This window comes from Leucobacter sp. GX24907 (genome assembly GCF_053567335.1).
Map to the genome: position 1 here is coordinate 32,595 of NZ_JBSGPD010000001.1, position 21,405 is coordinate 53,999.

Below are 21,405 nucleotides of genomic sequence, written 5' to 3' on the forward strand. Positions count from 1 at the left end.
GGGCTACTCGGCCTCTGCGAGCTTCTTCTCGAACGTGTCGACGAACGTGCTCTCAGGCTGCGCGCCGACGATCGGCTCGCCACCGAGCACGAAGGTCGGCGTGCCCGAGACGCCGAGCTCCCCCGCCTCAGCCTTGTACCCCGCTATGATGTCCTTGGTCTCCTGCGCGTTCATATCGGTCGTGAACCGCTCGGTGTCGAGGCCGAAGTCTGCGGCGAGCGCGACGAGCGCTTCATCGGTGAGCTGATCCGGCTGCAGGTGCTCCCCATCGGGATAGAGCGCGTCGTGGTACTCCCAGAACTTGTCCTGCATACCCGCGGCGTGAGCGGCGCGGGCCGCGCGTTCGGAGTCCGGGCCGTACATGACGATGTCGCGCCACTCGATCCGCAGATCGCCAGCCTCGGCGTATTTCATCATCGTCGGCAGCACATCGTTCGACCACTTCGCGCAGAACGGGCACTGGTAGTCGGAGTAGACGACCATCGCCACCGGCGCGTCGGCCGGTCCGGCAGTCTCGACATCGGCTTCGTCGCGGCTTTCGACGAAGGTCAGATCCGGCTGTTCCTGCTGCGTCGCCGCGGGATCCGCGGTTTGCGATCCCGCACCGTTCTTCACCTGCATGATGAGGACCGCGATGAGCAGGCCCGCGATCACGACGATCCCGATCGGGATGGACCAGGAGCGGAGCTTCTGGGCGGTGGTCTGGGACATGCTTCTCCTTCACCCGCTCGAAACGCCGGACAGGCGACGCCGCGAGCGCACTGGACATCGACGAACTTACTATGCAGTATAGTAAACTATGCAGCATAGTAAACACTTGAGAAAGCACCGCGGTCTCGCCGTGTTCGGGGCCGCGCTGCTGATAGCCGGGGGCGGGCTTCTCGCCGCGATGGCGTTCGCGCCCACAGAGGTCGAACGCACCTACGGCACGCTCAAGACCGAGGTGAGGAGGGCCGTGGACGGGGTACAGCGGGACGTCTTCGGCGAGCTGCCGACCGTCACCCTCGGCGGATCCGGTGATGTCGCGGAGCTCGACAGCTGCGATGGCACCTTCACCCACATGAAGTCCTACGACGAGTCCCGCGTGCCACCCATCTGGGCCGCGCACAACAACTGCCAGGGAGACGCGCTCCTCCCCTGGGAGGTCGGGCAGCACATCCGCGTGGCCGACAGCGACCAGGTCTACGAGGTCGTCGACATCCGGCACACGCCGCAGGTCTGGGCGACGATCGACGACCTCGAAGGCCTCGACGGGGATCTCGCCCTGCAGACCTGCTTCTACGGCGAGGACAAGATGAAGTTCGTCGGTCTCCGGCCCGTCGAATAGCTCCGCTCGGCGAATAGCCCGCCGGGCGGGACGGGTCACTCCTCGAGTGCCGGATCCGGCTCGTGTTACTGAGGAAGGCCCACCACCCGCTCGGAGTAGCAGAAACGGGCGGTGGGCCGATCAGGATCTCAGCGGGCCGCCCGGAAGGCCTGCTCGAGGTCGGCGATCAGATCGTCGGTGTGCTCGAGTCCGACGGACAGGCGGATGAGCCCGGGGGCGACTCCTGCCTCGGCGAGCTGCTCGGGGGTGAGCTGCGAGTGCGTGGTCGAAGCGGGGTGGATGATGAGCGAGCGCACGTCCCCGATGTTCGCGAGATGGCTGAACAGACCGACGCTGTTCACCACCGCAACACCGGCTTCGAGGCCTCCGGCGATCTCAAAGGACAACACGGCACCGACGCCACCCGGCAATACTCGATCGGCCCGCTCGTACCAGGGGGAGGACGGCAGGCCGGCGTAGTGCACACGCTCGACCTGCGGGTGCGCCTCGAGCCATTCGGCGACGACCCGTGCGTTGACGACGTGCTGCCGCATGCGCACCGACAGGGTCTCGACGCCCTGCAACAGCTGCCAAGCGCTCTGCGGGGCGATCGCCGGCCCGAGGTCGCGCAGCATCTGTACTCGAGCCTTCATGATGAACGCGAGCGACTCTCCGAAGGCCTCAGCGTGCGTGACACCGTGGTAGGAGGCATCAGGAGTGGTGAGACCCGGGAACTTGTCCGCGTGCTGCGTCCAGGGGAACACCCCACCGTCGACGAGCACTCCGCCGAGCACTGCGCCGTGCCCGCCTAGGAACTTCGTCGCCGAATGGATGACGAGGTCGGCACCGTGCTCAAGCGGGCGATACAGGTACGGTGTCGCGATCGTGTTGTCGATGATGAGCGGAATCCCGGCCTCGTGCGCGACCCTCGCAATACCCTCGGTGTCGAGCACGGCTGTGGTGGGGTTGCCGATCGATTCCGCGAAGAACAGCTTCGTGTTCGGGCGGATTGCCGCGCGCCATTCGGCGAGATCGTCCTGATCCCGGATGAACGTGGTCTCGATACCCAGCTTCGCGAAGGTGTGCGCGAAGAGGTTGTAGGTCCCGCCGTAGATCCCTGCCGCCGACACGATGTGGTCCCCGGCACCCGCGATATTGAGTACCGCGATCATCTCCGCCGACTGGCCACTGGCAAGGGCGAGCGCCGCACTGCCCCCTTCGAGCGAGGCGATGCGATCTTCGAGCACGGCCGTGGTCGGGTTCATCATCCGGGTATAGATGTTGCCGGGCACCGACAACGAGAAACGATCCGCGGCCTGCTTCGCGTCATCGAATACATACGACGTCGTCTGATAGATCGGGGTGATCCGCGACTGGGTGACCGGGTCGACTTCGGCTCCGGCATGGATCTGTGCGGTCTCGAATCGCCAATTCTGCTGTGTCATCTGCTGTCCTTTCCGTCACTGCCGTGGGCCTTCCCGCGGCGAGTATCGTCTGTACTGGGTGTCAGGTTGAAGGGGTTCGGCTGCCATCTATTCCTCGGCTGCCGGATCCGTAGCGCGCTGTTTGCGGAGACGGACGGCGAGCAGCGCACCTCCGCTGAGCACCGCAGCGCCGAGCAGCACCCACAGGTCCGAGACCTTCCCAGTCGCCCCGAGCACGGACCCCTCGAGCCGCATCTGGTCGGTGGCGCCGAGCACCCCGCCGAGTCTGGCTGTGCCTTGAGTGACAAGGAGGAGCGTGCCGATCGCGATTGTCAGCAGACCGCCGATCACCCCGGTCCAGGTGTTGCGCCACCGCCCGATCCTGATCTCACGTGGCCGTACGAGTGTCTTCACTACAGGGATCCGCCCCCACAAGAGCGCAAGGGTCAACAGCGGAAGCGCCATCCCCGCCGCGAAAACCAGGAGCACGAGTCCGCCGTAGAGTGCGTTGCCGCCCATCGCGGCGTAGGTGAGCACAGCGCCGAGCAGTGGGCCCGCGCACACACCGGCGAGACCGTACACCGTGCCGAGGGCGTAGACCGACAGGCCGGAGGTGCTGTTCAGACCTGACACCCGGCGTCGTCGAAGGAACGGCAGATTCAGCAGCATGATCGCGCCGAGCAGGATTACCACGATCGAGGCGACCGTGACGAACACGAAGCGATGCTGGTTGACGAAGGCGCCGAGCGTGCCCGCGAGCATCCCGAGAGGCATCAGCGTCGTGATGAGGCCGAGGTAGAAGATCCCGGTGCGCGAGACGACCTGGTGGGGCGTGGCGAACGCGTAGGAGAAGAACGCGGGGAGCAGCATCACGGAGCAGGGGCTCAGCAGTGTGAGCACGCCGCCGAGCAATGCGCCGAGCAGGCCGATATCCACGATTCTCCTCCGACCCGCTCTGCTATTTCTCCGCTTCGGCGAGCGCCTCGTCAAGGAGCTCCCGGAAAGCCTCGACCGGCTGAGCGCCTGAGAGTGCCTTCCCGTCGACGACGAAGAACGGTACGCCGCTGACGCCGAGCTGTTGCGCCTGTGCCGTGCTCGCTTCGACCGCGCTCCGCAATCCGGGGTCGTCGAGATCTTGTTCGAACTGAGCGAGATCCGAGACGCCGGCAGTCTTGGCGAAGTCGATCAACTTCTCGCGCGGCATCTCGGGGTGGCCATCTTCCGGGGCGGCCGCGTACACTGCGTCCAAGTACTGGATGTACCGGCCCTGTTCTCCCGCTGCGCGAGCCGCGACTGCAGCGTTGGTCGATTCGTCGCCGAAGTAGGAAACGTCGTTGATCTCGATGCGCACCTTGCCTGCATCAACATACTCCTCGACGATGGCGGGGAGCGTATCCCGACTGAACACTGCGCAGAAGGGGCAGCGCAGATCGGTCCATTCGCTGAGCACGACCGGGGCATCGGGGTCGCCGATCGCCATCGGGTCATTCGGGTCGGCGCGCACGTAGGCCGCTGCTTCCGGCCCGCTTTGCTCGGTAGACGGGTTCGAACCCGTCGCACCCTCTGCGGGAGCTTTCACCCCCTGCTCGGTGGACTGAGCGAATAGCGCGATGCCCAAGAACACGCTCACGGCCAAAAGCAGAAGGCTCACAATCTTCAGTCGACGGTACTTCTGCAGGGGGACAGTCGATACAGGAGGGAAAGCCATCAATCTAGGATACAAGAAGAATCCCACACTTACCGGCTCCCAGCCCTAGAAGCCGCCGCACCCGTGGGGCACCTTTCGGGAAACTGACTGACGACGGGGTACGAGCGGGATCAGACCGCGCGGTATCAAGAATTTCCCGCCGGGTACTGCAGCATGGATACTAGTTGTGTCTACCATCGCCCGAGACGAGTTGAGGTGCTCTCACCATGGTGCAGGATCCGGAGTCCGCGGCCGTCCGCGCGTACGAGCACATCCGCGACGGGATCATCGAGGGGCGCTACCGGACCGACGACATGCTCGGCGAGTCGGGGCTAGCCGCGGAGCTGTCACTGAGTCGCACACCCATCCGTTCTGCGCTGGTCCGGCTGCAAGACGAGCAGTGGATCACGATCTACCCGAAGCGCGGCGCCCTGGTGAAGGGCCTCAGCGACCGCGCGATCTCCGACCTCTCCGACACTCGCTACATTCTGGAGTCCGCAGCGGTGCAACGGGCAGACGCTTCACAGATCACCGCTCTATGCGAGAAACTCACCCACCAGATCGCTGAGCAGCAAACCGCGCTCGAAGAGCAGGACGTGCACCGCTTCGTCGACTTGGCCACGGCGTTCCACCGTTCGTTCGTCGAGGTCAGCGGAAACCAGGTACTCCTCGAACTTAGCGATCGGCTCGCCGACCGACAGCGTTACATGTTGTTCAGGCTGGGTTCGCGGCTACTGAACCAGTGCCAGCTCGTGCTCGACGAACATCGAGAACTCGTTGAGGCACTGCGGGCCGAGGATCCTGCCCGGTTCGCCGAGAGCCTACGGAGGCACATCAACGACGTGCATACCGACCGGATGCCGCCCGTTCACATACCGTGATCGAACCGGGTCCCAGTTTCCCAGCACGTTCAACTCGAGCAGCCGCGAACGCGCCTTCCCCTGTCGATATCCGAGCAGCTTTCTTCCGCTTCAGGCCTAAACCGCCTCATCGCAGGGCCCTGTTCGTAATCGTTGCATTCCTTGCAGCGCGTCCGGTACCGGCCAGTCGGGTCTTCGCTGAGCATGCCAGGTGCCGCGCACAGCTCGCAGACGTGCCAGCTCTGCGCTTCCGCCGCGCGCACGGCCTCGCGCGCGCGTGCGATATCTTCGGCCGGGGCATCGCCAAAGGCGGCCTGGATGCGCATGCCGCCGTGTTCTTCGAGGACTTCTTCGATCTCGTAGGGCACGCGCAGGTCATAGAGACGGCGGCTGAGGATCGCCAGGAGCGGACGCCACCCGATCTCGATATCAGAGGGGGCTTCGAGGAACTGCGGGGCGACCGGCTGGGCGAGGATCCGCCAGTGGCTCCGTGCCGCGGGGTGCGGGTCCAGGCCTCGCGCACGCACGTGCTCGGCGCAGAGCACCAGGCTCCGGAATTCGGTTTCGGGAACCTGCGCGCCGGGCATCCCGCAGTCCATGCACCGTTCTGCCGCTGCTCCGCGCGCCTCGGCCACGAGCTCCTCGAGGACAGGCGCCTGGTCTGCGGGCACGCCGGCGAGGCGGATGTGCAGTTCACCGGCGTCGCGCACGGTCGCGTCGATGATCCTCACGCCGGGCACCTGGTGCGCAGCGGCCGTCGCGAGGTCCTGAACGATCGGGCTCCAGCCGGGCGCGTACTCGGCGATCCAGGTCAGAGGATGCACCGCGGCGCGGGCGTCTTCCTCGATCCGCAGGAGCGTGAACCCGTCGAGCATCGCCGGCACCGGCTCCGCCTGGCCTTCCCACCCGTGCTGCAGGAGGCGGGTCGCGGTGCCGGCGGTGGCGTCGATGAGCCAGGCCTCGTGCTGGTCGTAGGCGAGGTAGCGTCCGCGGGTGAGGGTCGTGGCGGTGGTGCCGTGGAAGGCGGCGACGAAGTTCAGGGCCCGGTCCTCGAGCGTGCTGGAATACCGGAACTCGAGGATGCTGGACAGGGTGATCGTGCGCGGGTCGGGGTGCTCGCGCACGACCACGTCGTCACCGACATGGGTGTATTCGGTGATCGAGCACGGCTGCATGCCCAGGAAGCGCATGCTGCCGGGCCGGGGCGCGAGGTCGGTGACTTCACCGCCGAACCCGATGCCCTGCTTGGCGCCGAGGCTGGTGACGGCGAAGAGCTGGTCGCGGGTCTGGAGGACGGACATGCGCTGCGCGGTGGGGAAGGTGTTCATGATCTTTGCCTGCTTTCAGGATGGGGGTGAGGGGCGCCACGTCGGCGCCTTGCTCACCCCAATGCGCGGTACGCGGCACCCTGCAGAACCCCGCCCGAAGCTGCGGGTCTTCCCGGCGCTTATCTCTGATTCAGGGCTCTGCTCGTCGGCAATCTGAGGTTTACTCCGGCTCCTGCTCGTCCGGGAGGTCGACGCGCTGGATCGAGATGACCGCGGACGTGCGGCGGAGCGTGCCGGGGTAGTCTTCGACCCGTTCGGCCTGGCGGGCGCCCTCCGCGTAGAAGTAGAACGCTGCGCCCGCCTGCCCGCGGCGCGCGCTCCACGCGATGAGCGGGATCAGTTCGCCGTCGCCGTAGAGGCTGTTCCCCTGGCGCCCGTACTCCGGGTCCGGCGGAACCGCGTGCACCATCCGCCGCATCGTCGCTGCCGCATCCTCGGTCACCACGATCTCGTACACGCTGCCGTTGACCGTGGTGATCAGGTAGATCCCTGTCTCGCAGGCGGATCCGTCGACTTCGTCGAGGTACTGGGTCTCACTCATCGTCGTCGCTCTCCGTCTCGAGCTGCATCATTTCGCGTTCGGCGTCGTCGCACTCGGAGCAGCACGGGTGCAGCCAGGGAAACTCGTCGCGTTCGCCCGGGTCGCCGCAGTGCTCGCACGTGACGGCCGCTTCCTCCCGGGCCTGCTGCTCCAGCCTCCGCACCTCGATCCTCACGTTCGTGGCGGTGTCCGCGGGCAGATCGATCTGCGTCACCAAGTCGCCCTGGTCCTGCCGGCATCCCAGCAGCGTGTACGGAGTCAGCTCGCCCACCTGCCGGCAGAGCTTCGCGAGGAGCCGGTACCAGCCCGGCCCGACCTCGAGCCCGACGTGCTCGAGTTCGGGCGGCAACGCGACCACCGGCTCCTCCAGGAACACGGCCTCTGCGGCGAGCTGCTCGACCGCGTGGCCCTCGCACAGCGCTCGTTTCATGCTCGCACCGTCTTCGTTCCGGATCGTCGTGATCGTTCCCGCATTACCGCACTCCGTGCAGGTCACCGCGGAGACCACCATCGCATCAAGGACAGCTTCGCGCACCTCCTGCAGCGGCCGTCCTTCCTCGCCGGGCACCTCGCTCAGCTCTACTCTGAGCAGCCCGTCGGACGGGTTGGCGTCAACGTGTTCGATCTCGATCTGGGGGTCGATGGCGCTCAGTTCCCGCCGCAGCGTCGCCACGACGTGCTGCCAGCCCGGCACCGTCTCTCTCGACTCATTCCCGCCGGGCTCCAGGCAGTAGGCCGGTTCGACCCGGAGGATCGTTCGGTGCTCCGAGTCGGGCCGGCCGAACGACTGCTGGTTCGCCGGCTGGCCGAACCAGCCGCTCTCGTACAGCGGCATCACGCAGGCTCCCTCGTCAGGATCGGTGAAGAGCGCTGCCTCGTTTCGCCCGAAGACCAGGAACTCGGCCCCGGGGGCGACCGAGTCGACGCGCACACCCCGGTACACCTCCTGGATCTCGGAGGTCTGCACCCACCATCCGCCCAGAAGCGGGCTGATGTAGACCGTCATCCCGGGCCACACCTCCTCCGGTTCAATGAGACGGTACCGCCGCCCGTACCGGGTGCGGATCACCTCGTAGTGAGCGCTCAGGTCGGGCCCGAGCCACTCCACCCCGTACGGGCTCTCGCGCAGCACGCACAACTTTCCCGTGCGCCCCTGCGAACTGACGTACAGGCCGCCGTTCGTACGCCATACCAAGTACTGGTCGTTCCTCCGAAATGCCACGACGTGCCACCTTTCTGCTTCAGGTCGGGTCGACACCGTACCGTCGACACACGCCGGATCTGAAGTCGACGCCACCCCGATTGGCGTCACATTCTCAGGAATCGGTGCTCCGGCGCCCGAGGTCCGAGTCGCGTCGAACGCGACACGCCAGCCCGGTCGACGGTTCGGCCGCGCGGAGGCTTCAGTCACATCCGATGTCGCGCTGCCTTGACGTGTGCTAGCTGGCGCTCAGTTGTGCTTCGGCGACATAGTAGGCCACCCGTACGCGCTGTGTCCCTCACCTGTGCGCTGGTCTCGGCTACTTCCCGATCGTGCAGCAGGAATCGGGCGGCAGTCGCGTGCAAACTTCTCAGTTCCAGTCCACGCCTACGGCGGTTCTCGGGGAACTGGCTAGGTGGGCGGGCTTCGTCAGCCCGGGGCAGTAAATCTCGCACTGCTGCGCCGCGGGACGTACGAACGGAGTCACACTCGAGGCGCGTGCCATCGGTGAGCCAGTCGAAGTGAGTTTCGCAGGGAGCACTTCACCAACGGCATCGGTGCGTAACGCCACCGCGTGGAGACGCGTGCCACCGGGAGCTTACTGAGTTCAGGCGGAATACCGAAGGTTCTTACCGGCCCTCTTTGTCTCGGGTTCGTTCGACGCGACGGGCTACCGCAGCGGTTAGCCGTTCTCGCGTCACGAAAGTCTCGACGGGCACTTCGCCGTGCACCGCGAGAAACTGGCCCGCCAGTTTCGCCGAAACGTCTGAGACCTGCACGCAGAGAAGAAAGTCTGCAAGCGTGAGTGAGACTTCGCCCCTCATGAGGCGGTAGTACCGATCTCTCGCGATTCCTATCCTTTCAGCCATCTCCTCTCCCGTCATCCCATCCCGGGTAGCTCGGTAACGCATGCCATACATCACCAGATGTTGAAGTTGCGCTGCAGGCACTTCACGCAGGAGACGCTCGCTGAGATCAGCTCTGGGAACAAGCTCGCCTTGCAGCTTAGAAAAAGCGGCCTGGTTCGCGAACAGCAGCTTCGGCTTACTCCCGACAACGCCGCCGCTTGCCACACGCCCCATGCGAACCTCCCAGAGATGACTACCTGTCCAGTCTGACGCTCCCCAAACCTTCCGACACTCAACATGCAACCAACGCTTGAGATATCAGCTAAATAGACCCTATAGTTGCGTTTTAGACCCACTGATTTCTTGTTAACTCAAAAAGTCGGGGTTCGGCGGTGCATACCCTCGCATGAACTCCGGCATGAATGAGACCACGGCGGAAATCAGAACATCCCACGCCCACGAGCGCCGCAAGCATCTGCGGTTCGCGTCTTCCCCAGAGGGGTTCGCGGATCAGCAGGTGCTGGCAGCTTACCTCGGAACTTTTCGGCATCCCACCGGGAAGGTGTGCCGAGTACTCGAGGCGTTGGGGTACTACGAGATCCCGGAAGCAGCATTCGACATCATGCGAACCAAGAAACCCAAGCGGGTCGATCCGGCGCGCTGGCCGCGCATCCAGGCGTTCGTCGAGGACGCAGTCGCGGTCGCCCTCCCGAAGACCGAGTTCTCCGCCCATCTCCTCCATGGTGTCGCCGCCTCCTACGTCGGCTGGGCGCACTTCGATCAGCATCTCCCCCTCGACGGGGAGGTGATCTGGTCACGGGAACTGATCGACCTGTTCGTGAACGACAAGTACTCGCACCTCGCCGAGGGTACGAGGCGCAACTACCGCTCCTACCTGAACCGGATCAGTAAAGCGCTCGTCCCCGATGAGCATCCGCACGAGTACCGGCCGCTGAACCGGCGCAACAAGGCCCTCGCGCCATACACGCCGGCGGAGATGGAATTGCACCGTTCCTGGGCGACCGGGCAGGCCCACCCGTCCAAGCGCCGCCGCGCGATGCTCATGCTCGCCCTCTGCGCCGGCGCCGGCCTCGCCTCGAACGAGGTCGCGCACCTGGAACGCGAGCACATCATCGTGAGCCCCAAGGGGATCATCATCGATGTGCCCGGCAACCGTGCCCGCCAGACGCCGCTGCTGAAAGAGTGGGACGAGTGGCTGCTCGCCGCGATCAAGGACATCCCTGCCGGTGCGCTCGTGTGGGGGCCGGTCGGGCGCCGCGACGGATCGAACACGCTCTCCTCGTTCGTAGAGAACGCCCAAGGCAAAGGCCCCCGCAGCGACCGCCTCCGCAATACCTGGACCGTGTGGCACCTCCGGAACGCGACCCCGCTCAAAGACTTCCTCTACGCCGCCGGCACCAGCAAGTCCGACCACCTCGCAAACTTCCTCGACTACTGCGAACCGCTGCTCGGAGACGCCTACCTCGACCGGCTTCGCGGAACGGAGGCCGCATGAGCGCCCCGACCAACCAGCTGCGCCTCACTGTCGATGCAGCCCTCACCGAAGTATTCGGACTCGACGCGAGCGGCATCGAGAGATCCCAAGCCGTCAGCGGCCACCTCCCGAACGCGCTGTTCAACAAGTTCCTGTCCGTGATCGAGCGTTCGGGTGCCGTGGAACTCCTCAAGACCTGGCGGCAGGAAGACCACAAAGCCAACAGCGGCAGGCCCGAACTGATCCCCCTGAAGGCCGTGCTCATGGTGATCCTGCTCAACGCGTTCTGGAACAAGAACTACGGCTTCGAAGCCACCGCGAAGACCCTCGCCCACGGCCTCACCCCGGAGCAACGCGAGAAGCTCGGCATCACCGGCACCGGTACGAGCTCGAGCGACTGGTACCACCGCTTCTGGCGCAGCACTGCACGCCTGCGCAAACTCATTGACCCCTGGCATCACACACCTCTGAAACAAAAACTCACCGGCGAAGAATTCGACCGCGCCCGCGAGCACTACGACCCTGCTCGGGCAGCGCGAGCCGATCAGCTCGCCGCAGCCCTGATCCGGGCGAGCATCAAGCTCCTCCCCCGCAAGTACCTGAAGCATTACCGCGGTGATCTCGCGCTCGACTCGACCGCGCTCCTCGTACAAGGGCCGCCGAACCCGAACGACAAAGAGAACGCCCCGGCACGAGACCGCCTCAACGGTGACTATCAGTGCGGCTGGTACACCCGGCACGACGACCACGACGGCACCAAAGTCGCCAGATCGAAAGCCGCCTACGAACTCGACACCACCGTGCTCGTCGATACGAGGAACGGGTCGTTCGACTTCCCACTGATCACGGGCATCAACCTGCACCACCCCGGCAAGCTCAAGCACGGCCCGCGCTCGACCATCGAACAGCACATCGCGTTCACCGAGCAGCGCGGCCTGGTCGTCGTCGACCGCGCGTTCAACAACCTCACACCGCACTACTTCCAAGAACCCGTACGCGCATCGCGACTCGAGACCGTCTACGACTACCGCACGAACCAGCTCGGCCAGCAGGGCAAAGTCCCCGGACACCCCGTGATCGTCGTCGACGGAGCACTCTACGTCGACCGCATGCCCGAGAACTTCCGACAGATCAGCCGCTGGGTCGCAGAGAAGAAAACCAACCCCGCCACGAGTCTCCCCTACACGATCACGGATCGCGACAAGATCATGCGCGCCCGCGAGCGATACCTCATGAAGCGCCACAGCCGCGTCGACGCCGACGGCTACCAGCGCTTCACCTATCCCGATCCCGCCAACTACCTCGCGTTTGATCCCGCGACCGGGAAGAAGACGAAGAACAAACCCACCGGCACGATCCAGATCGGCCTCGACGCCGAAGTCATCAAACACCTCCAGCGCTACCCCTGGAAATCCGAGGACTGGTACCGCGCTTATGGTCAGCGCAACCAGGTCGAGACGAGCAACAAGACCCTCAAGGATGCGTGGGCGTCGAACCTGGGAGATCCGAAGAGCCGCCCTGGCCGCGGCTACGCCTACACCTACCTCGTTGCCGCCCTCGCCGTCGTCGCGACGAACATCCAGCGCATCATCACCGGCATCAAGAACACCATCGCGGAAGCCTCGGGCCAGAAAACCCGTGCCCGACGCCGCAAAGACAGCAGCGGCCAGCCGCTCAGACGCCCCTACGAACACGACCTCGTCGCTGCGACCGACGACAAGTCACCGCCGGGCAGCACGAGCTAATTATTAGCTCACCCCGGAACTTCATACAAAGCTGATACCAGCCCCGCGAGGGGCTACAAGTGCTTCAGCAGCACACCGGGATCCTGCGACTGGGCGCAGGATGACGGGGCCAAGCCCCGGTACGACGGCTTCAGACCGCCCGCAGCACCGCCGCAAACGACGAAGCGGGCCGGATCTCCGTAGAAATCCGACCCGCTTCTGTATTTCGTGAACTCGGGGCCTCACATTACGTGAAACACCCCGCGTGCCCCAACGTGGACAAAACTGTAACCTCGTTCAATACCCTGAAATCGTTGATTTCACGCGGATCTTCCGGTAATCAGAATGCGATTGATTTCAGTCAATCTGTACCTCGAAGCGACGATCGTGGCCCAGTAGTAACGCCAATTGGGACGACTGTAACCCCGTTCCCTGCTGAGCATCTGCAACAGATGATTACAGCTTATGAATCAGGTGCGACCCTCGCCGCGATTGGACGAGATTGGCAGCTCGGCAAGCAGACCGTTCGGCGAATGCTCACTGAAGCCGGCATCAGAATTCGACGCCAAGGCCTCGATGACAGCCAGACTGCGCACGTTATTCGGAGATATGCATCTGGATTGACCACGCGGGAAATTGCCAAGGAGTTGGGCGTCGGTCATGCGATGGTTTGGCGAGCTTTGAAGCGGGAAGGGGTTGAATTGCGTTCTCAGACTCAGCGTCAGACACAGAAGTAATGTCAGATGCTGATCATAGAACCTTAACCTACGTGACCCGCCAGTATCCCGTTCGAACCAGATCCTTGATCATCTGGGTGTCTCTTCTGCCTCAGGCGGTAAACTTCACTTCATTGCTTCCATGGATTTTAATCGAATGTGCAAGTGCGCAAACGCACGTCGAGAAGGTCGAGGACCATATACCGCAAGAACCTGCTCATGACAACACATGCGCCAAGGTCGCTTCCTCTGATCTGTGCTGAGCTTGAGCCTGACGTTGTGGGGTCAGCGCAGTTGCGCAAATGCTTCGACTCGAGCTGTCGAGCCCACCACAAGCAGTGTATCTCCGGCATGCAGCACCGTACTGGCTTCGGCATTTTGCCATTGCCCGTCGCTCGTGCGGTAGGCAGCAACGGTGACATGATGATCGCTGCGTACTCCAGCTTCGCTGAGCGTTATCCCCTGGAGAGCAGAGGGTGCCGCAGTTTTCACCATCGCATAGCCGGAATCGATCTCAACGTAGTCAGCTGCAGCCCCGCGCACGAGATGAGCAACGCGTCGACCCATGTCGCGTTCCGGGGATAGAACCCGATGTACACCGATCTGCTCGAGAATGATGGCGTGCTGTTCGTCGTCAGCTTTCGCCCACACAACAGGAACTTTGAGTTGCAATAAAAGCGATGCAGTGAGGATCGACACCTTAATGTCTGAGCCGACAGCGACGACAACGCGATCGAATGAACCAAGACCGAGCTCTTCTAGCACCTCGAGCTTTGTGGAGTCAGCGCGAACAGCCTGGGTGAGGCGTCCGCTGAGCGCTTGCACGATGACTTCGTCGACGTCGATTCCGAGAACCTCGATGCCTGTGTCCATGAGTTCGAGTGCGAGGGAGGTGCCGAAGCGCCCAAGACCAATCACGGCGACGGAATCCGCTTCGGCTATGCGATGCATCGAACCAACATTGTGCGAACGTCTAGTCATGAGTACGAGTTCCTTCTTAAATCAGATTAGCCAATAATGGGGCGTTCGACTGGGAGATCGTAGAGTTCACGGCGCTGCCGGATAGCCAGTGCCGAAGCCAGCACGATGGGACCGACACGCCCCATAAGCATGAGCGCTGAGAGCACGAATTTTCCGAACGCTCCGACCTCGGAAGATATCCCGACCGACAGTCCACAAGTGGCGAAAGCCGAAATCACCTCAAACAGAATCCGGTCGAGCTTCGCGTCACTCACTATAGTCAATAGCGCAGCGGCGACGAACACGAGAGTTGCACCGAGAAACACCACACTGATGGCGAGTCGAAGAGTTCCCTTCGGAAGCCGCCTGCCGAGTGCGTTCGTGTTCTGCGTGCCCTTGGCTTCGGCGACGATCGCGAGGAACAGTACGGCGAGGGTGGTGACTTTGATGCCGCCCGCGGTCGATGCGGATCCTCCGCCGACGAACATGAGTGCGTCACTGAGCAGCATTGTGGTCGCTGTTGAGGACTCCATATCGACGAGGGAGAACCCGCCCGAGCGCAGCATCGTGGATGCGAAAAACGCATGCCCGATCTTTTCCCACCAGTGTTCATATCCGACTGTCTCGGGATTGTTCCATTCGAATCCTGCCCACGCGATTGCTCCGAGGCCCAAAAGAACTGTGGTGGTGATGAGTGTGAGCTTGGTGTGCAGCGTCCACTTGTGCCTCATCCATTTCGCTCGGATGAGATTGAGATACACCGGAAACCCAAAGCTGCCGACGAAGACACCGACCGCGATTGGGGTGAGCACAAATAGATTGTCTGCGAAGAGCGCCAAACCACCCTCATGTGGAGTGAAACCCGCGTTTCCAAACGAAGAGATAGCATAAAAGATCCCGTACCAGAGCCCCGACCCCCATGAGTCCTCCGCGACAATGAAGGCAGGTATTAGGAATGCGGCTATGGTGCCTTCTATGACCAGCGTGGTCGTTACAACAACGCGCAGAAGATGCCCGACTCGGCCGATCCCGTCAGCACCGATACTCTCTTTGGCAAAGAAACGACCAGAAAGTCCGAGGCGGCGAGTAACCATCATCGTGAGCAGTAAAGCGATCGTCACGACGCCGAGAGCACCAGTCTGAATCGCGACAAGGATCACGACCTGCCCAAACATTGACCAATGTTCGCCGGTGTCAACCGTCGTAAGCCCAGTCACGGTCACCGCCGACACGGCGGTGAATAGGGCATCTGGCAGTTCGGTTCGAGTGCCATTTGCCGAGGCCACGGGCAGCGAGAGGAGCCCGGTGAACACAAGCGTGGCGGCGACAAACACCATGATCGCAATTCTCGCTGGTGCGTGTCCGGCCGCGTAACTGACGCGATTCTTCAGACGCTGTAACACTTCGCGCAGCCTCAGCAAGCGATCGATTTGGGTGCCAGAGCTCACCAGTCTCGTATTCTGCTTCTTCGATGTCGTCTCGGGTTTGAAGTAGCGTATCGATCGGTTTTTCCCCCGCACCGCACCAATCTTACTCCCCCTCAGGCGAATACGTTCGAAGAACGAGTGCTCAATCAGCTGGGGGTGCCGCCCTCTGTGCGGTGCACAACGGCCGTTGAAAGCGTAGGATGGGAAATCGTTGCTAGGCGCAGTTTCGCAACGAACGGGGTGCCGGGAAGTCTGGTCGGCGATAGATCCAACGAACCAGATTTGAAGGAGCAAAAGCCCCACATATGACCACACCATTCCTTGTGCGCGGTGACACGCTGCCGGAACTCGGAGGCCTTGCGGAAGGGTCAAGGAGTGAACGCGCGCGCGGGCTGCTGTGGGAAGTCGACCTCGCCGAATGTGGAACCCGCCGGCAGGCACGAAACGTCTGGCATGAGGCAATATCTGGGATCAGAGCAGAGCTTGACGCTCACCCCGAGATTCGGCGCATCTGCCTCGCGTACAAGCGACCAACGCACTTTCCGCAATCAGCTCTTGTACGAATGCCTGAGGGACTCGCGCGCCGACTACACAACGACTTTGAGCGCGATCGGGCCCGCTATGTGTGCGTACTCGTAATCGACCTCTCCGGCTGCAGCGACCAGGAGCTCCTCTATGACCGGCTCTGTGAAGCGCTCACAGCGCCGGTGCCATGGAGTGATCTCACGCTCACCTGGGGAACCATCGCTGACAGTAGCGTGCTTGATGCATGGGCTAGCGATACCCTCTGAACAGACAGAACCGACAACTGCATCGGCAACGGCACAGCTCGCCCCACAGGAGAATCTATGACTGAGCCCACCAAGAACCTCCAGCGATTGTTCCCGCGCTACGGCACTTTCGCGGAGGCACGACGCATCGGGAGCATCCTGCGTAAGGAGACCGTTGGCGGAATCCTTCTCGTCATCGCCGCGGTGATTGCGATCATTTGGGCAAACACCCCCGCCGCGAACGTGTACTTCGCACTCCGCGACTTCGAGATCGGCTATGAACCCTGGCACCTCAAGCTCAGCCTCGGAGCTTGGGCAGCAGACGGATTACTCGCAGTCTTCTTCTTTCTCGTTGGGCTGGAGCTCAAACGCGAATTCGTCGCTGGAGATCTTCGCAAATTCAGCACCGCAGTTGTACCCATTGCCGCCGCGGTCGGCGGAGTGGCCGTACCCGCCCTTGTTTATCTGCTCTTGGTACGTGGTGATAGCGCCCTCGTGCAGGGCTGGGCAATTCCTACAGCTACCGATATTGCGTTTGCTGTCGCGGTGCTCGCTATCATTGGCTCGCACCTCCCAAGTGCACTGCGCATCTTTCTATTGACTCTTGCGGTGGTTGATGACCTTCTCGCGATCGGCATTATCGCGATCTTCTACACTGACGAGATCCAGATCCTGCCCCTAGGCATCGCGTTCGCCGTCATCGTGATATATGGGATTATCGCACAACGCTACCGTGCATTCTTCGGACTCCGCCCGTTCGCTGCGTGGACAATTCTGCTGCCGATCGGTGTTGTGGCATGGGCGTTCATGCACGCTTCGGGTGTCCACGCAACCATTGCCGGAGTCTTACTGGGCTTTACCATTCCCGTGCTCCACAAGCGATTCACAAGCGATTCTTCCAAAGCAAGGAAGGGGTTGGCGGAAGAGTTCGAGCACCGGTTCAGACCCCTCTCGGCTGGCTTCGCTGTGCCCGTATTCGCATTCTTCGCCGCCGGCGTGTCCGTCGGAGGTTGGGCAGGGCTTCAAACAGCGATGACAGACCCTGTCACTCTCGCAATCATCGGTGCCCTCGTCCTCGGTAAGCCTCTCGGCATCACCCTCACCACCTGGGTACTCGCCAAAATCACTCGTATCCGCCTCGATCCCGCGCTCCGGTGGATTGACATTACCGGTGTCGGGCTACTTGCGGGCATTGGATTCACAGTGTCGCTGCTTATCGCGGAGCTCAGCTTCGCGGCAGGTGCTGCCCAATACGACTATGCCAAGGTCGGGATCCTGATAGCTTCCCTCATCGCCGCACTGCTGGCCGCGATCCTGCTCAGCATCCGCAACCACCAGTACGGCAGGATCCGCGCACGCGACCGCGTGGACGCAGATGATGACGGGATCCCTGATGTGTATCAGAGTGAAGCGCCGCGCAAGTAGGCCAGAATCCCTCGGGCATCAGGTGGTTATCCCAGAATGTCGCGGCGGGAGAGCGCCCAGGCAGTGAGACCAATGAACACAGCCGACAGACCCCAAAGCAGACCAAGACCGCCCCAGTCGAACCCCTCCGCGAGTGGAGTATTACCGAAGGCCCAGTGATATGGCGAGAGGTTCCACAGCCAGTCCAGCTCCTCGTTCATGCTGCCTACAGCATCGAGAGCATATCCGAGGACAGCGATACCGGCTCCGGCTCCGATAGCCCAGGGTCGCCGCCCGGTGAGTGCACCGAATGCGAGAGCGGCAACACCGGACAGCAGGCCGAGACTCGCCCACGCGAGCGTGACAGCCAGGAGGTTCGTCGCTTCAAGGTCGAGTTCGGAGAGTGTGTTGATGGCGAGGATCAGCAGGAATGCCACTACACCGAGGGCGAGCATCTTGACGATGAGTGCTGCCGCGCTTTCGAGTGCGTACTGTGTGCGACCGACTGCGTGCGCGACGGTGAGTTCAAGACGTCCGGTTTCTTCGGTGCCCGCAATGAAGGCCGCACCCCAAGAGATACTGGCAATCACTGCGAGCAAGTAACCGAGTAGACCAAAGAACGTGGCTTGCGTGTAACCAGCGCCGCTGGCGATCTGATCGAACCCAAGGGCGTTCACCAAGTCAGCCGGAAGGCTGTTAATCAATTGCCCAAGCTCTGGCGATTGCAACGACGGGAACAACGGCAGATACAGGCCAATGACCGCCGCGATACCGAGCGACCATCCGACTTGCCCACGCCACCCGTCAAGCAGAAGTCGAAGAAAGATCGGAAACGTGGGTTTGAAAGCTTGGGTAAGTGTTGCAGTGATCATTTCGTGCCCTCCGCCCGCGCGTAGAGGTCGAGGATCGACTCTTGCAGATCGGGGTCTTCGATGGTAGGATCGCGCACAGTGAACTGCGCGAGTGCTTTCACAACCGCATCGGCTTCACCTCTGATGGAGGCCGTGATTCTCACGAGGCCACCTGAGGTAGTCGATTCCGTGTCGAGGTTGTGCAGCACCGGTAACGTGGAAAGAGTTGCCCTCACGGTTTCATCTGTCGTGTCGGAGAGCACAGCACGCAACCGAGAGACGCTGGCGAGTGTCAGCGACGACACATCGCCCTGCGCGACGATCCTGCCCTGTGCGAGTACGGCCACATCATCGGCGGTGTGCTGGATCTCGCTCAGAATGTGTGAACTGAGCAGGATTGTCTGGCCGGCTTCGCGGGCTTCGCGCACCATTGTCAGGAACTCGCGTTGCATCAACGGGTCGAGTCCGCTCGTTGGTTCATCGAGAATCAACAACTCGGGCCGGTGCATGAATGCTTGGATCAGTCCGAGTTTTTGCCGATTCCCTTTCGATAGAGCGCGTACCGGGCGGTTCAGGTCAAGCCCTAGTCGTTCGGCAAGCGCCTCGATCGTGCCAGTTTCGACCGGGCCACTGAGCCGTGCAAGGTGGCGCAAGAGAGTGCCGCCTTGAATGCGCTCCGCAAGTTTCAACTCGCCGGGGAGATACCCAATACGGCGGCGCAACGAGGCACCCGAGCGTCGCGGTACGGAACCGAGCACCGTCAAATCTCCCGCTGTCGGGCGGATGATATCTACCAGCATCCGGAGCACGGTCGTCTTGCCCGCGCCGTTGGGGCCGACCAGCCCGAACACTGAGCCTTCTTCGACTCGCAGGCCGATCCCGTCTATGGCAAGGTGCTTGCCGTATTTCTTTTGCAACTCGCGTGTCTCAATAACGGTGGTCACGATTCATCCCTTCCGTCATTGGTTACTGCTTCACCCTGCTGCGCGAGGGCGATTCGAGCCGCATCCAGCAGCCCTGTGTCAGCGTAGATACCGTTCGTGAAGATTTCAAGCGTCGGGAGCGTAAGCCGAGCAGCCCCCTCAACCGAGAACGGGTCAGCACCCAGTACCCCTGCCAAGCGGTCACGCACGAGGAACTGTGCAAGCCCGAACACCGTCACCAAAAGCGCGGTCACCTCGGGGTCAAACGCAGGCTGGATCGAACCCGACTCGCGCCCGTCGGCAAAATTTTGCTGCGTGCCCGCTACGAGTCGGACGAACAGTTCGGCGCTTCGGATATTGGCGGGGTAGGCATCACTGGACCACGATCGATCTAAGTAGCCGCCAGTTCGGTGGCGCTTCGGATTTTGGCGGGGTGCTGACTCCTCATTCGTTGGCGTTGCCTGGGCGTGGCGTTCACACATGAGAACGAGGGCATTGCCATCTTTGAAGTGTGACCATCAAAAATCGGAATACCCTCGTCCTCACTGAGCCTACCCGTGTCTTGCACGCCCTGGTCGGGTTGAAGAACATACGCGTGCTCTCATATCAGCGCACCGGCCCCAGAGCGGAGCTCTTGGTCGAGCTTGCCCAGGTGGCTTCCCGATGCCCCGTCTGCGGGGGCCGGGTTCGGATCAAGGACCGCCCGGTAGTGCGATACGCCGAGCTACAGGTTGCTTAGCACTTTCGTTAGCACTTTTCGCGGTGAGGACTGGGCCGCCAACGTATCGTCCTTCTTCCTCAGTTTCGGGGTACGGGTGGCCCCAGCCAGAGCAGGGCCATGAAGAGCGTCGCCACGAGCAGGATCAGCAGGATGATCGACAGGAGTATATGTCGTAGCACCCAGGCCTGGACATGCTCGATGAACCCCTGCGGTGCTTCACCGCCGGGCGCGAGCCGCCAATCGCCAGTCAGCAGTCCTCTGCGATCAACGACGATCTCGAACGGCACCGTGGCGAAGGGCACGATCGCCAATAGCAGCCCCGTGAGGCCGATTCGGAAACGCCATCTCTGGTTCACCCATACGAAGATCGTGCTCGCGGAGTAGCACAGGAAGATGAATCCGTGGATGCCTCCGGCGATTGGGACAAGGTCGGCGACATCGAACGCGCGGAGGATCAGTGCGGTGATGAGACCGGCCCAGGTGAGCATCTCGGCAATGGCGAAGCTCCGGAAGAGCACGCGCGGGCTGACAATCTTGGGTCTTTCTGTCGTGGTCATGAACGCTGAGCCTCTTGCTGTGCTGACGAGTTGGTGGGAGCTGAAGCCCATACGCGGCGCAGGCGAAGCGCGCCGATGAGTCCGAACGCTAGAGCCCGACGGATAGGACGGTGAGGCCGAGCCATCCGCCGTATCGGTGCGCTCTCCTGGTCGGTCAGTGTGGCCATGGTCAGGCTGCTGTGATGCTGATGGGTGCGGTTTCGGCGGGTGTAGGCGTACGGCCAGTGACGGCGCGGCGGAGGGCAACGAAGAATACGATCATGCCCGCTGTGATCGCGATGTGTCCCAGGCCCGCGATCCCCGCGATCATCGCGTTGGACTCCTGGCCGAGTACGGTCAGGCTGCCGTGCCAGATCAGCATGCCAGAAGTGATGATCACGCCGGCGTTGTAGAGCCAGAAAAACCAAGCGAACAGCTTTGGGCTGCGGGAGATCGCGAAGACCTTTTCGATGACGAGCACGATCAGCAGCACGATGAACCCGAGGGTGAGCAGGTGCGTGTGGGCGAGGCCGAGTTGCGTGAACTGGCCTTCGGGGAAGTCGTTGAACTTGGTGAACTCGCGGTAGAACACGCCGGCGGCGACACCGGCGAGCATGTAGATGAATGAGGCGTTGAGTAGTTTCTTCACAGTTCGGGGGTTCCTTTCGAGGGGGTGAATGTCT

At 62.5% G+C, this 21,405-nt stretch carries 21 protein-coding genes; 6 read left to right on the forward strand and 15 right to left on the reverse strand.

The genetic code is table 11. The annotated features are described in order from the left end of the window. Positions 1-3: 3 nt before the first annotated feature. Positions 4-711 (reverse strand): DsbA family protein, encoded by a 708-nt coding sequence (locus ACUYV6_RS00195; RefSeq protein ID WP_449276633.1) that lies wholly within the window; start codon positions 709-711, stop codon positions 4-6. Positions 712-817: 106 nt separating this feature from the next. Here ACUYV6_RS00195 and ACUYV6_RS00200 point away from each other — a divergent pair, with 106 nt between their 5' ends. Next, positions 818-1,327 carry a hypothetical protein gene (locus ACUYV6_RS00200; protein ID WP_449276634.1) on the forward strand — a complete coding sequence of 170 codons (510 nt, stop codon included), beginning with the start codon at positions 818-820 and terminating at the stop codon, positions 1,325-1,327. 128 nt (positions 1,328-1,455) lie between these two features. Here ACUYV6_RS00200 and ACUYV6_RS00205 read toward each other — a convergent pair whose 3' ends face one another. From ACUYV6_RS00205 to ACUYV6_RS00215, 3 genes are all read right to left on the reverse strand, one after another. Continuing rightward, entirely contained in the window at positions 1,456-2,751 is a 1,296-nt protein-coding gene (locus ACUYV6_RS00205; RefSeq protein WP_449276635.1) for a bifunctional o-acetylhomoserine/o-acetylserine sulfhydrylase, read from the reverse strand. A gap of 87 nt (positions 2,752-2,838) precedes the next feature. Beyond that, positions 2,839-3,666, reverse strand: a complete 828-nt coding sequence (locus ACUYV6_RS00210) for a cytochrome c biogenesis CcdA family protein (RefSeq protein ID WP_449276636.1) — start codon at positions 3,664-3,666, stop codon at positions 2,839-2,841. A 22-nt stretch (positions 3,667-3,688) separates the two neighbouring features. After that, positions 3,689-4,381, reverse strand: coding sequence for a DsbA family protein (locus ACUYV6_RS00215; RefSeq protein WP_449276637.1), 693 nt, complete (start codon positions 4,379-4,381; stop codon positions 3,689-3,691). A gap of 263 nt (positions 4,382-4,644) precedes the next feature. On the opposite strand from ACUYV6_RS00215, the gene ACUYV6_RS00220 reads away from it, so the two are divergent. Then, positions 4,645-5,298, forward strand: a complete 654-nt coding sequence (locus tag ACUYV6_RS00220) for a GntR family transcriptional regulator (protein WP_449276638.1) — start codon at positions 4,645-4,647, stop codon at positions 5,296-5,298. A 29-nt stretch (positions 5,299-5,327) separates the two neighbouring features. Here ACUYV6_RS00220 and ACUYV6_RS00225 read toward each other — a convergent pair whose 3' ends face one another. From ACUYV6_RS00225 to ACUYV6_RS00240, 4 genes are all read right to left on the reverse strand, one after another. After that, positions 5,328-6,605, reverse strand: a complete 1,278-nt coding sequence (locus ACUYV6_RS00225; protein ID WP_449276639.1) for a hypothetical protein — start codon at positions 6,603-6,605, stop codon at positions 5,328-5,330. 160 nt (positions 6,606-6,765) lie between these two features. Further along, positions 6,766-7,146 (reverse strand): hypothetical protein, encoded by a 381-nt coding sequence (locus tag ACUYV6_RS00230; RefSeq protein ID WP_449276640.1) that lies wholly within the window; start codon positions 7,144-7,146, stop codon positions 6,766-6,768. Beyond that, positions 7,139-8,368 carry a hypothetical protein gene (locus ACUYV6_RS00235; RefSeq protein WP_449276641.1) on the reverse strand — a complete coding sequence of 410 codons (1,230 nt, stop codon included), beginning with the start codon at positions 8,366-8,368 and terminating at the stop codon, positions 7,139-7,141. The genes ACUYV6_RS00230 and ACUYV6_RS00235 overlap by 8 nt, the downstream gene beginning before the upstream one ends. Positions 8,369-8,976: 608 nt before the next feature. After that, positions 8,977-9,429, reverse strand: a complete 453-nt coding sequence (locus ACUYV6_RS00240; protein WP_449276642.1) for a hypothetical protein — start codon at positions 9,427-9,429, stop codon at positions 8,977-8,979. A gap of 184 nt (positions 9,430-9,613) precedes the next feature. Here ACUYV6_RS00240 and ACUYV6_RS00245 point away from each other — a divergent pair, with 184 nt between their 5' ends. The 3 genes from ACUYV6_RS00245 (at position 9,614) to ACUYV6_RS00255 (ending at position 13,151) form a co-directional block, all read left to right on the forward strand. Further along, positions 9,614-10,711, forward strand: a complete 1,098-nt coding sequence (locus ACUYV6_RS00245; RefSeq protein WP_449276643.1) for a hypothetical protein — start codon at positions 9,614-9,616, stop codon at positions 10,709-10,711. After that, positions 10,708-12,435 carry a hypothetical protein gene (locus ACUYV6_RS00250; RefSeq protein WP_449276644.1) on the forward strand — a complete coding sequence of 576 codons (1,728 nt, stop codon included), beginning with the start codon at positions 10,708-10,710 and terminating at the stop codon, positions 12,433-12,435. The genes ACUYV6_RS00245 and ACUYV6_RS00250 overlap by 4 nt, the downstream gene beginning before the upstream one ends. Positions 12,436-12,947: 512 nt before the next feature. Further along, a complete protein-coding gene (locus tag ACUYV6_RS00255) occupies positions 12,948-13,151 on the forward strand; it encodes a helix-turn-helix domain-containing protein (protein ID WP_449277133.1) in 204 nt (67 codons plus the stop codon). A 264-nt stretch (positions 13,152-13,415) separates the two neighbouring features. On the opposite strand, the gene ACUYV6_RS00260 is transcribed toward ACUYV6_RS00255, so the two are convergent. Both ACUYV6_RS00260 and ACUYV6_RS00265 read right to left on the reverse strand, forming a co-directional pair. Then, positions 13,416-14,111, reverse strand: coding sequence for a potassium channel family protein (locus tag ACUYV6_RS00260; protein WP_449276645.1), 696 nt, complete (start codon positions 14,109-14,111; stop codon positions 13,416-13,418). Between the two features lie 26 nt (positions 14,112-14,137). Then, positions 14,138-15,511 carry a TrkH family potassium uptake protein gene (locus ACUYV6_RS00265; protein ID WP_449276646.1) on the reverse strand — a complete coding sequence of 458 codons (1,374 nt, stop codon included), beginning with the start codon at positions 15,509-15,511 and terminating at the stop codon, positions 14,138-14,140. A gap of 854 nt (positions 15,512-16,365) precedes the next feature. Between ACUYV6_RS00265 and nhaA the strand changes: the two genes are divergently transcribed. Continuing rightward, entirely contained in the window at positions 16,366-17,712 is a 1,347-nt protein-coding gene (nhaA, locus tag ACUYV6_RS00270; protein ID WP_449276647.1) for a Na+/H+ antiporter NhaA, read from the forward strand. Between the two features lie 26 nt (positions 17,713-17,738). Here the strand turns inward: nhaA and ACUYV6_RS00275 are convergent, their stop codons facing one another. From ACUYV6_RS00275 to ACUYV6_RS00295, 5 genes are all read right to left on the reverse strand, one after another. After that, the gene (locus tag ACUYV6_RS00275; protein WP_449276648.1) at positions 17,739-18,563 is read right to left on the reverse strand and encodes an ABC transporter permease subunit; all 825 of its coding nucleotides are present in this window, start codon (positions 18,561-18,563) and stop codon (positions 17,739-17,741) included. Next, positions 18,560-19,486 (reverse strand): ABC transporter ATP-binding protein, encoded by a 927-nt coding sequence (locus ACUYV6_RS00280; RefSeq protein WP_449276649.1) that lies wholly within the window; start codon positions 19,484-19,486, stop codon positions 18,560-18,562. Before ACUYV6_RS00280 ends, ACUYV6_RS00275 begins: the two co-directional genes overlap by 4 nt. Next, positions 19,483-19,947 (reverse strand): hypothetical protein, encoded by a 465-nt coding sequence (locus ACUYV6_RS00285; RefSeq protein ID WP_449276650.1) that lies wholly within the window; start codon positions 19,945-19,947, stop codon positions 19,483-19,485. The genes ACUYV6_RS00280 and ACUYV6_RS00285 overlap by 4 nt, the downstream gene beginning before the upstream one ends. 316 nt (positions 19,948-20,263) lie before the next feature. Beyond that, on the reverse strand, positions 20,264-20,743 hold the full coding sequence (locus ACUYV6_RS00290) for a DUF3817 domain-containing protein (protein ID WP_449276651.1): 480 nt from the start codon (positions 20,741-20,743) through the stop codon (positions 20,264-20,266). A gap of 169 nt (positions 20,744-20,912) precedes the next feature. After that, complete coding sequence (locus ACUYV6_RS00295; RefSeq protein WP_449276652.1) at positions 20,913-21,371, reverse strand: DUF2871 domain-containing protein; 459 nt, start codon at positions 21,369-21,371, stop codon at positions 20,913-20,915. Positions 21,372-21,405 lie beyond the last annotated feature (34 nt).